Annotated in this window: 1 protein-coding gene; it reads right to left on the bottom strand. The window is 75.1% G+C overall.

Annotated elements, in window-relative coordinates:
- Positions 1-1,192, bottom strand: a 1,192-nt coding sequence (locus AB0C29_RS49115; RefSeq protein ID WP_360835352.1) for a glycosyltransferase, incomplete at its 3' end; no start/stop codon positions are given.
- Between the last annotated feature and the right edge of the window lie 66 nt (positions 1,193-1,258).

Genomic DNA, 1,258 nt, shown 5'->3' on the forward strand with positions numbered 1-1,258 from the left:
CGACCGGCGGCCCCGCATCTGCTCGGGGAGGTCCTCGGCGTGGCCGCGCAGCTCGGGGTGCAGCTGCGGACACCTCCGGCGCGGTGCCGGCCAGCACCTCCCGTACGGCGTCGATCACGTCGGCGGCCGACGCCGCGTTCGGGTCCAGGGCCACGCCGGCCCCGCCGCGTTCGATGGCCGCGGCCCCGGCGAACTGGTCGGTCGAGAACGGCAGCACGACCATCGGTACGCCGAAGGTCAAAGCCTCGGTAACGCTGTTGTTGCCACCGTGAGTGACCGCCAGCGCGGCCCGGGCCAGCAGCGCCGTCTGCGGCAGGAAGTCGCGGACCAGCCAGTCCTGGCCGGGCTCGGGCAGGTCCCGGGCCGAGCCGGTCGCCACCGCCACCCGTACGTCGAGGGAGCGCAGCGCCGTCAGCACGGTGGCCAGCACGTCGCCGCGGGCCGACAGGAAGCTGCCGAAGCTGACGTAGACCACCGGCCGGTCGTCCGCGTCCAGCCAGGCCCGGATGTCGTCGGGCACCGTCTCGGTCCGCACCGCCGAGCCGAGGAAGACGTGCGGGGGCAGCAGCGCGGTACGGGCCGGGTCGTGCAGCGCCTCCGGATAGTTGAACAGCAGCCGGTCACCGTGCTCGGCGAGCGCGTCGGACACCAGTGGCGCCGTCCGGGACAGGCTGCGCAACGCCACGTTCCACTCGGCGGTGAACGCGGCCCGTACGTCGCGGCAGGCCTTGTGCAGTTCGGCCAGCTCGGCGGGCGCCGGGGTGAACGCGGCCGGCCAGTCCGTCGGGTAGCCGTAGACCTCGCCGCCGACCGGTAGCGCCGACGGGTGCCCGAGGACCACGTCCGCGTGCGGCACCCGGTCCGCCGACAGGGCGAGGCGGGCGCTGAAGGCCAGGTGGTCCACGATGACGTGGTCCGGGCGTACCGCGGCGACCGTCTCGCGGACCGCGTACGCGCGGCCGACCGGATCCCAGAGCAGGTCCGCGCGCCGGGCCCGGGCCTGGAAGAGCAGGGTTTCGACCAGGCCGCGCCGGGTCGCGGCGAAGAAGCCGCGCAGGGCCTCGTCCTCGCCGGCGGGCTGCTGCTCGGCCCGGATGACGCCGGGATTGGAGCCGCGGCCCAGCGGCAGGTCGGTCCACTCGAAGCCGGCCGCCCGCACGATCGGCGCGGTCGCCGGGCCGGTCGCGAGCATCAACATCTCCCACGTCGAGTACGAGACCGCGGCCCGGCACTACGCCCACGTCGACATGCCGGGGCA

The sequence above is a fragment of the Actinoplanes sp. NPDC048791 genome (genome assembly GCF_040650095.1).
Lineage (GTDB): Bacteria > Actinomycetota > Actinomycetes > Mycobacteriales > Micromonosporaceae > Actinoplanes.